This window comes from Chamaesiphon sp. VAR_69_metabat_338 (assembly GCF_031423935.1).
In the GTDB taxonomy this organism is placed as follows: domain Bacteria; phylum Cyanobacteriota; class Cyanobacteriia; order Cyanobacteriales; family Chamaesiphonaceae; genus Chamaesiphon.
In genome coordinates, this window is sequence record NZ_JANPGM010000722.1 from 1 (window position 1) to 7047 (window position 7047).

A 7047-nucleotide genomic window follows, 5' to 3' on the forward strand; every position below is an offset into this window, starting at 1 on the left:
ACGCCCGATCCGCTGGCTGCTAATGGTTTTGTCAAAGTCATGAGCGCGGATCTGTGCTTGGGAATCGGCGAAATTCAATCGATCGACAATGAATGCTGGATCGTCCCGCAAAAAGTCTTGATGTAGGTACAATTACTACGAAAGTGGCTAGATCTCGATCGACCGCGATCGTTCCTAATGCTATGATAATTTTTCGACTCTCACGCGTTGAGAGTCACCAATATCCGGTGCTTATTTCATTTACCTTGAGGACGATCGATGGTTGCTTCAGTTGACTCTGTTACCGATCTCGAACTGGTAGCGGCTTTAGAAATTAATGCCGATCTGAGTTTCGATTTGCCCGATCCAGAAGATGAAGCCGTCGGTGACTTCGATTTTAGACAGCGGATCGACGATGCCTGGACGGTATGCGATCGCTTCGATCTCCAAACCGAAATTTGGCGAGGTCGCATCCTACGTGCCATCCGCGATCGTGAGAAAAAAGGTGGCGACGGACGGGGACAAGGCTTCCTCAACTGGCTCAAAGATCGGGAACTGAGCAAAAGCCAAGCCTACTCATGGATCGAACTTGCTAATAGTGCCGATACATTACTAGAAAATGGCGAACTTTCCCCCTCTGCCCTCAAAAATTTCAGCAAACGCGCCTTTGTCGAAACCGCCAAATCCGCACCCGAAGTCCAACAACTCGTCACCGAAGCTGCCGAACGCGGCGACCACATCACCCGTCGCGAAGTCCGCCAGCTTTCCGATGAATGGATGGCAATGAGTTCCGATCTGATTCCCGATGAAGTCAAAGAACAAGCCGCCGCTGGAGCCACCCCACCCCGCTTCCTCGCGCCCTTGGTCAAGGAAATGGAGAAACTCCCCGAAACTCATCAAATCGCCATCAGAGACGAAATTGCCGCCAATCCCGACCTGGATAATATCAAGCTCGTCACCAGCAATGCCCGCAGCTTGTCCAAATATCTCGATGCTGGCGCGCAAGTTCAAGTCCTGAATGATTCCAAAGTCGATCTCGCTACCGCCTTGGAAGAAGCAATGCGGGTGGGATGTCTCCCTGTCGCTGCCGATGTGCTCAAGCAAGCCGCCCAATTGGAACAGACGATGACCAAGTTCTACCTTACCTGGAAACGCTTGGGTAGTTTAGTCGATCGCTTATACGTCGATACAGGTGCCAGCACGCCCAACTTGCGATCGCTCATCGCCTGCGTCGAACGCCTCTCCAGCGAAATCGTTGAAGTACCCCTCGATGATAGTGGCGAAAACTCCATTCGCCTGCGCGTGATGACGGGCGAGTAACTAATTATTCGATCCCTTTATCTACTGCAAGAATTTTCCGGTTTGGTCGATGTAGCCAACTTTTTTGTCGATCCGAATCCACGCCATATCGTTATGAAAGCTATCGACTTCATCATAGATTGGCTTGATGGCGATCTCGCCTTGCTTGTCGATAAAGCCCCACTTATCGCCGACTTTTACCTTGGCTAAACCTTGACTGAATGACTCAGCGGCATCAAAATCCGGCTCGATAACCATCGTGCCTTGCTTGTCGATAAAGCCCCATTTATCCTCGATTTGGACGGCAGCTAAGCCATTATTAAAACTTACGGCATTGTCAAAGTGGAGCGGAATGACAGCCTTACCGCAGCGAGTGATAAAACCCCATTTGCCAGCGATACTGACTGCTGCCAATCCATCAAAAAATTCGTATACATTATCAAAGCGAGGGGCAATCTTCATCCGACCAGCGGCATCCTGATAGCCGTACTTGCCATTCACTTGCACTGCTACCAATTTGTCATCCTCGTTGGCAGCTTCGGCAGGACTGAGTGCTTCGGCAACATGCCAAGATTTTGGCAATGGTGCGGCAGCAGCAGGTTGGTGAAAAGTATTAAATCCATTGATTGTTAAGGAACAAATGAGGGAAATCAGGGAGCTGGTTTTCATGGAGGATGACAATCGCTAGCTTGTTGTAGCTTCTATTGTCCGAACCCGATCGAGATCGAGCTGCGATCTCTGTCACTTGGCTGAGGGTTCTTTCCTCTGGAATGATATTTTTTAACGCAAAGGACGCAATGGTTTGAGGTATTTGAGTGAGGTTGTTTGTGGGTGCCGCAAAGGACGCGAAGTTTGCGGGAGCTTACTTTAATCGATCGAGCCTCCTCCTCGACCCCATCTGAGCAAGAGCGAATTGGTAACGACACTGACCGAACTTAAGGCCATCAACGCACCAGCGGCAGCGGGACTCAGAAGCGTCCCCCAACTAAACCAGTAGAGAACGCCTGCTGCTGCGGGAATACCAATGAGGTTGTAAATAGCCGCCCAGAATAGATTTTGGCGAATTTTGGTGAGTGTCGATCGCGATAACTCGATCGCGGCGACTACATCTAGCAAGCGATCGCGCATCAAGATAATATCCGCCACATCGATCGCGACATCGGTACCGGCATTGAGCGCAATCCCCAAATCGGCTTGAGCCAGAGCTGGCGCATCGTTAATGCCATCGCCGATCGTGGCTACTTTGTGCGGTAGTTCTGGATTGTGGGGATTTGCTTGCAAGTCTGCGACGATCCGCGCTTTGTCTTGGGGTAGCACTTCGGCATAGATTTCAGTGATTCCTAGTTGTTTAGCCACCAGCTCGGCAACTTCTTTTTTGTCACCACTGGCCATCACTACTCGTAAACCCATTTGCTGCAACTGTTTAACTGTCTCGATCGCGTCGGGACGCAATCGATCGGTGACGCCGATTAAGCCGAGTATCGCTGAGGCTAATGTTTGTCCGGCAGGGACGATCGCGACATAAATAGCGGTTTTACCTGCTGTTGCCAACTGATGCGATCGATCTTGCCAAGTGCGATCGATCTCGATCCCGCTGGCTGTCAGCCAGTTTTGATTGCCGACAATGACTTGGTAACGTTCTTCCCGATCGACATCATCACGAAAGATTACTGCTGCGGACACGCCTAATCCTAGCTCTGTATGGGATGAGATTGCGATCGGCAAGGTTAAATCTAAGCGTGCAACTTCTTGTTGAATGGCCGTAGCAAGTGGATGATTGGTGACGCTTTCAGCGGCAGCGGCTAGTTGGAGCAATTTGTGAGTGGAAATCCGATCCTCAGTGAGGATGTCTGTCACCTGTGGCCGACCTTGGGTAAGCGTGCCCGTCTTGTCAAATACAACCGTATCCAACTGCTGGACTGCTTCCAAAACATCACCACCCTTAATCAGCAATCCCGATTCGGCACCGATGCCCGTCCCCACGAGGATCGCCGTCGGCGTAGCCAATCCTAAGGCACAAGGACACGCCACCACCATCACCGCGATCGCGGCTTTGAGCGGCGTCAGTGTCGATACTGGCGGTACTAGATCGAGGTTATGGATGCCGATAAAGTACCAAAATAAGCCAGTTAGCAGCGCGATCGCTAGGACGCCGTAAGTAAAGTAGCCAGCGACGGTATCGGCTAATTTCTGAACTGGAGCCTTGCGGGTTTGGGCGGCTTCTACCAGGGCGATAATTTGCGCCAGCGTGGTATCGTCACCCGTCCGCGTGACTTCGATCGAGATCGCTCCAGCTTGATTGACTGTTCCTGCCACCACCAGATCCCCAACCTGCTTGAGCACAGGCATCGATTCGCCGGTAATTGCCGACTCATCGATCGTTGTCTGACCCCAGCGAATCGCGCCGTCAGTCGGGATTTTTTCGCCAGGAAGTACTCGCACGTATTCGCCAACTTTGACCTGTTCGACCGGAATTTCGATCGCTTGGGGATGCTTTGGATCGGTACCGACCAATCGTGCTAACGGAGGTTGCAGCGATAATAATCGATCGAAGGCAGTCGCCGCCCGATGTTTGGCTTGTTGCTCCAGAGTGCGCCCCAAGGTAATGAACCCGATAATCATCACGGGTTCTTCAAAAAAGCATTCCCAGCCTAAATTCGGCCACAGTAGGGCGACGACGCTCGCCGTGTACGAAGTGACAATCCCCAACCCGACGAGGGTATTCATATTCGGGTTGCGATGCCACAAACTGCGCCAACCATCGACCAAAATCGATCGACCTGGAAATGCGATCGCTAGTGTTGCCAATCCCCAATGCCACCAAAAGTTATCTAACGCAAAATAGCTATGATGTTGGTGGACGCTCGGTTGCGTCAAATGTCCGAGTGCCGATAGCACCAATAAGACACCCGCCGTAATCAGTTGCCACAACAGTTGTTTTGACTCTTGGGCATATTTCTGCTGTCGCTGCTGCAAACGTTGCGATCGATTAGTTAGGTCGGCAGCAGTACGGGGTTGACTGGGAAAACCGCTCGCAGTTAGTTTTGCAGCCAGATCGACACCCGTTACTGTTGATGCTGCTATTTCGATCGCGGCGACACCAGTGAGAAGATTGACACAGGCAGACTGAACTCCCGGCTGGGCAAGGAGTTGTTTCTCAACCGCACTGACGCACCCCGCACATTTCATCCCTGTGACATCTAAAACGATCGCGGTTGTCTCCATCACCGGAGTTGAAGTGCTGTTTACCATACTACGAATCGGCGAACATTAGGGTTAGGTCTTAATTTTGACGCAATTTCACATATCTGCCAATCTGGGCGTCAGCATTCAGGGTAGGGGTAATGTCTTGTCTTGACGCATCGAACGGGAGGAAACCTCCCGTTCGATGCGTCGCTGACTGAAACACATGCGGAGGGAACCTCCGCGTGATTTCAGTCGCTTCATGAATTATCCCTACCCTGAATGCTGACGCAGATTAACTCATCAAATTTGTCAACTTATACACAATTCTCGCGCCGACATTACCATCCCATTCGGCATCGCCGACTTCACACAGATCGAAACCAATTATTTCCCGTCCACTGCGAATCACTTCGCGACACAAACAAAAAGCCTGCTCTAGTTCTAAACCACCTGGTACTGGCGTCCCCGTATGCGGGCAGAGTTTGGGATCCAAGCCATCAGCATCGAAACTAATATAAACTTTCTGAGGCAAATTAGCGATCGCGTCTTGGCAGATACTCAGCCAAGTTTTACCACTATAAAGCTCTTGTTTTATCAGTGAATCATAATAAGCGATCGCCCGTCCGTGAGATCGCGCGATAACTTCGATTTCTACTTGCGAAACATCCCGAATTCCCACTTGTATCAGTTTAGAAATCTGGGGGATCTTGAGTGCATTAAACATAATCGACGCGTGGGAAAACTCAAAGCCTTCATAGGCATCCCGCAAATCCGAATGCGCGTCGATATGTAAGATCCCAAAATCGGGATGATGCGCCGCTAAAGCTTGCATGTAACCCAATGGCACACTGTGATCGCCGCCGATGACACCGACTTTTTTGCCAGCAGCTAAGGCACTGCTACAGCGATCGAACAACCAACGATTGAGATCCGCACCAGCTCGATCGATTTCAGCTAAAACTGTTGTCAAATCTGGCTCGTCAGCCAGCGATTTGCCCTGCTCCAGTCGATCGATAACGAGCGTTGCTTGGTGGCGATAATAATTATTCTTAGCATGTAAATCTGCATCGATTGGCAGCATATAAATGCCCCGCTGCCAACCATCGGGTCGATCGAAATCATATAAATCTAACTGCGGCGAAGCGTCGAGAATCCGCTGCGGGGCTGCTGCCGCGCCTGGATTGTAAGAAACTGTTACTTCCCACGGTACCCCCACAATAATTATCTGCGCTGACTCATAGTCAAAGGGCAAACCAAATAAATTACCGTTGACTCGACCGACATCACTGGGATCGTAATTAGCTAGACTATTACTGGACATGGGTCGTCTGGTTGGGGTGAAGAATTTCAGACTCGATCGACGGCAATTGCGTGCCACAGGTATTTATTTTGCAACTGTCGATCGCGATCCTGCATTCGATTATAACCAACTAGCTCCTAGTCCCGATCGGTCTAATTAACTTGAGCCATGGCGCGAAGCTGGCGCAGCGAACGAATACAAGCCGGACAATCACAACCGAAGACTGCCGCCGCATCATCGCTTTCCTTGTCGCTAAAATTTATAAATGCGTCGGGATTTTTGGCTTCGGCTTGTGCTCTGGCAATCAGTGCCGATTTGGGATCGTTACTTGCTATCTGGGCGGATTTGACACAAACGAATCGACCATGTGCGGTAACGCAAAATTTATCCCGCCCTTGAGGCTGGGCAGCCATGGCTGGGGCTGATGCCGTAATCATAGGTAGCACCGCGCTCAGGACTGTAGGTGCCGATAGAAATAGCAGTAAAAATCTTTTCATAAATTAATTTATCTTAAAGATCGAAGTTATCTAATCTCGAACACTAACCGATTTCCGCTAGGTTAGTCAACTGGGAGCGCACCCATAAGTCGATCGACGATCGAATTTGAGCGGACAGATCGGGACTGAGAGTGGTTGCTCTAGACTTTGACTAACTTTACTTTACCCAATGTTCCCCATCGATCGCCGCCCGAGCCTTAGCACCTAGTGACGTGCAGATTTAAATTTTTGCCACTGTTGGGGTGGTGGTGTCAAAAACTCATAAGCTCCAGACGCCGCACCATTAGCCGTCAACACGATATCAAAAGACAAAGACACGCGGAGATCTTCAGTCTCATTCATGGTCACAGCATGGCGTTGCTTGGCTGGAAACATCATCAATCGCCCAGCGACAGGCGTATATGCCGTTTGCAGTTGATTGAAATAGTTATCTTCTGCCAGAATATCGGTATTTTCACTCCCCAATCCCGGACTGACCTCATTTACCCGCGCATCGTCAAAGAAGACCAACCGACCCGGATCGTAAGTACCTTCAGCCGGTACTTTAATATAGTAAACCGCACTAATGTGCGCGGTATTGTGACAATGGGCACCAATTTCTTGTTCGGTGCGCGAGACGATCGGCCACGCCCGCTGAATGTACAAATCGACTAAAGTTAAATCTACACCAATCTCTAGTAAATAGATCGCTGTATGCCGCTCTACTTGCTCGACAATCCACCCAAAAGCTGGATTGGTATGAATTTGCTCTACGCCATGAAGATCGCCCGTCCAGGCCATTTCTGG

Annotated in this window: 7 protein-coding genes; 2 read left to right on the forward strand and 5 right to left on the reverse strand. The window is 50.3% G+C overall.

The features are described from left to right. Positions 1 to 258: 258 nt before the first annotated feature. Entirely contained in the window at positions 259 to 1299 is a 1041-nt protein-coding gene (locus tag RMO84_RS20140; RefSeq protein WP_310490221.1) for a hypothetical protein, read from the forward strand. A gap of 21 nt (positions 1300 to 1320) precedes the next feature. Here RMO84_RS20140 and RMO84_RS20145 read toward each other — a convergent pair whose 3' ends face one another. From RMO84_RS20145 to RMO84_RS20155, 3 genes are all read right to left on the reverse strand, one after another. Continuing rightward, positions 1321 to 1947: a WG repeat-containing protein gene (locus RMO84_RS20145; protein ID WP_310490222.1), complete on the reverse strand. Its 627-nt coding sequence runs from the start codon at positions 1945 to 1947 to the stop codon at positions 1321 to 1323. A gap of 198 nt (positions 1948 to 2145) precedes the next feature. After that, complete coding sequence (locus RMO84_RS20150) at positions 2146 to 4530, reverse strand: heavy metal translocating P-type ATPase (protein WP_310490223.1); 2385 nt, start codon at positions 4528 to 4530, stop codon at positions 2146 to 2148. 226 nt (positions 4531 to 4756) lie between these two features. Then, positions 4757 to 5785: an agmatinase family protein gene (locus tag RMO84_RS20155; RefSeq protein WP_310490224.1), complete on the reverse strand. Its 1029-nt coding sequence runs from the start codon at positions 5783 to 5785 to the stop codon at positions 4757 to 4759. On the opposite strand from RMO84_RS20155, the gene RMO84_RS20160 reads away from it, so the two are divergent. After that, entirely contained in the window at positions 5784 to 5924 is a 141-nt protein-coding gene (locus RMO84_RS20160; protein WP_310490225.1) for a hypothetical protein, read from the forward strand. The two genes, RMO84_RS20155 and RMO84_RS20160, sit on opposite strands and share 2 nt — an antisense overlap. Here RMO84_RS20160 and RMO84_RS20165 read toward each other — a convergent pair. Both RMO84_RS20165 and RMO84_RS20170 read right to left on the reverse strand, forming a co-directional pair. After that, the gene (locus RMO84_RS20165; RefSeq protein ID WP_310490226.1) at positions 5917 to 6261 is read right to left on the reverse strand and encodes a hypothetical protein; all 345 of its coding nucleotides are present in this window, start codon (positions 6259 to 6261) and stop codon (positions 5917 to 5919) included. The two genes, RMO84_RS20160 and RMO84_RS20165, sit on opposite strands and share 8 nt — an antisense overlap. Before the next feature lie 204 nt (positions 6262 to 6465). After that, on the reverse strand, positions 6466 to 7047 hold a 582-nt coding region (locus RMO84_RS20170), incomplete at its 5' end, for a TIGR02466 family protein (RefSeq protein ID WP_310490227.1).

What these genes read in the sequence shown, in the direction of transcription:
- RMO84_RS20160 (WP_310490225.1), top strand. Translation starts at nt 5,784, where the DNA reads ATGGGTCGTCTGGTTGGGGTGAAGAATTTCAGACTCGATCGACGGCAA.
- RMO84_RS20150 (WP_310490223.1), bottom strand. Translation starts at nt 4,530, where the DNA reads ATGGTAAACAGCACTTCAACTCCGGTGATGGAGACAACCGCGATCGTT.
- RMO84_RS20165 (WP_310490226.1), bottom strand. Translation starts at nt 6,261, where the DNA reads ATGAAAAGATTTTTACTGCTATTTCTATCGGCACCTACAGTCCTGAGC.
- RMO84_RS20155 (WP_310490224.1), bottom strand. Translation starts at nt 5,785, where the DNA reads ATGTCCAGTAATAGTCTAGCTAATTACGATCCCAGTGATGTCGGTCGA.
- RMO84_RS20145 (WP_310490222.1), bottom strand. Translation starts at nt 1,947, where the DNA reads ATGAAAACCAGCTCCCTGATTTCCCTCATTTGTTCCTTAACAATCAAT.
- RMO84_RS20140 (WP_310490221.1), top strand. Translation starts at nt 259, where the DNA reads ATGGTTGCTTCAGTTGACTCTGTTACCGATCTCGAACTGGTAGCGGCT.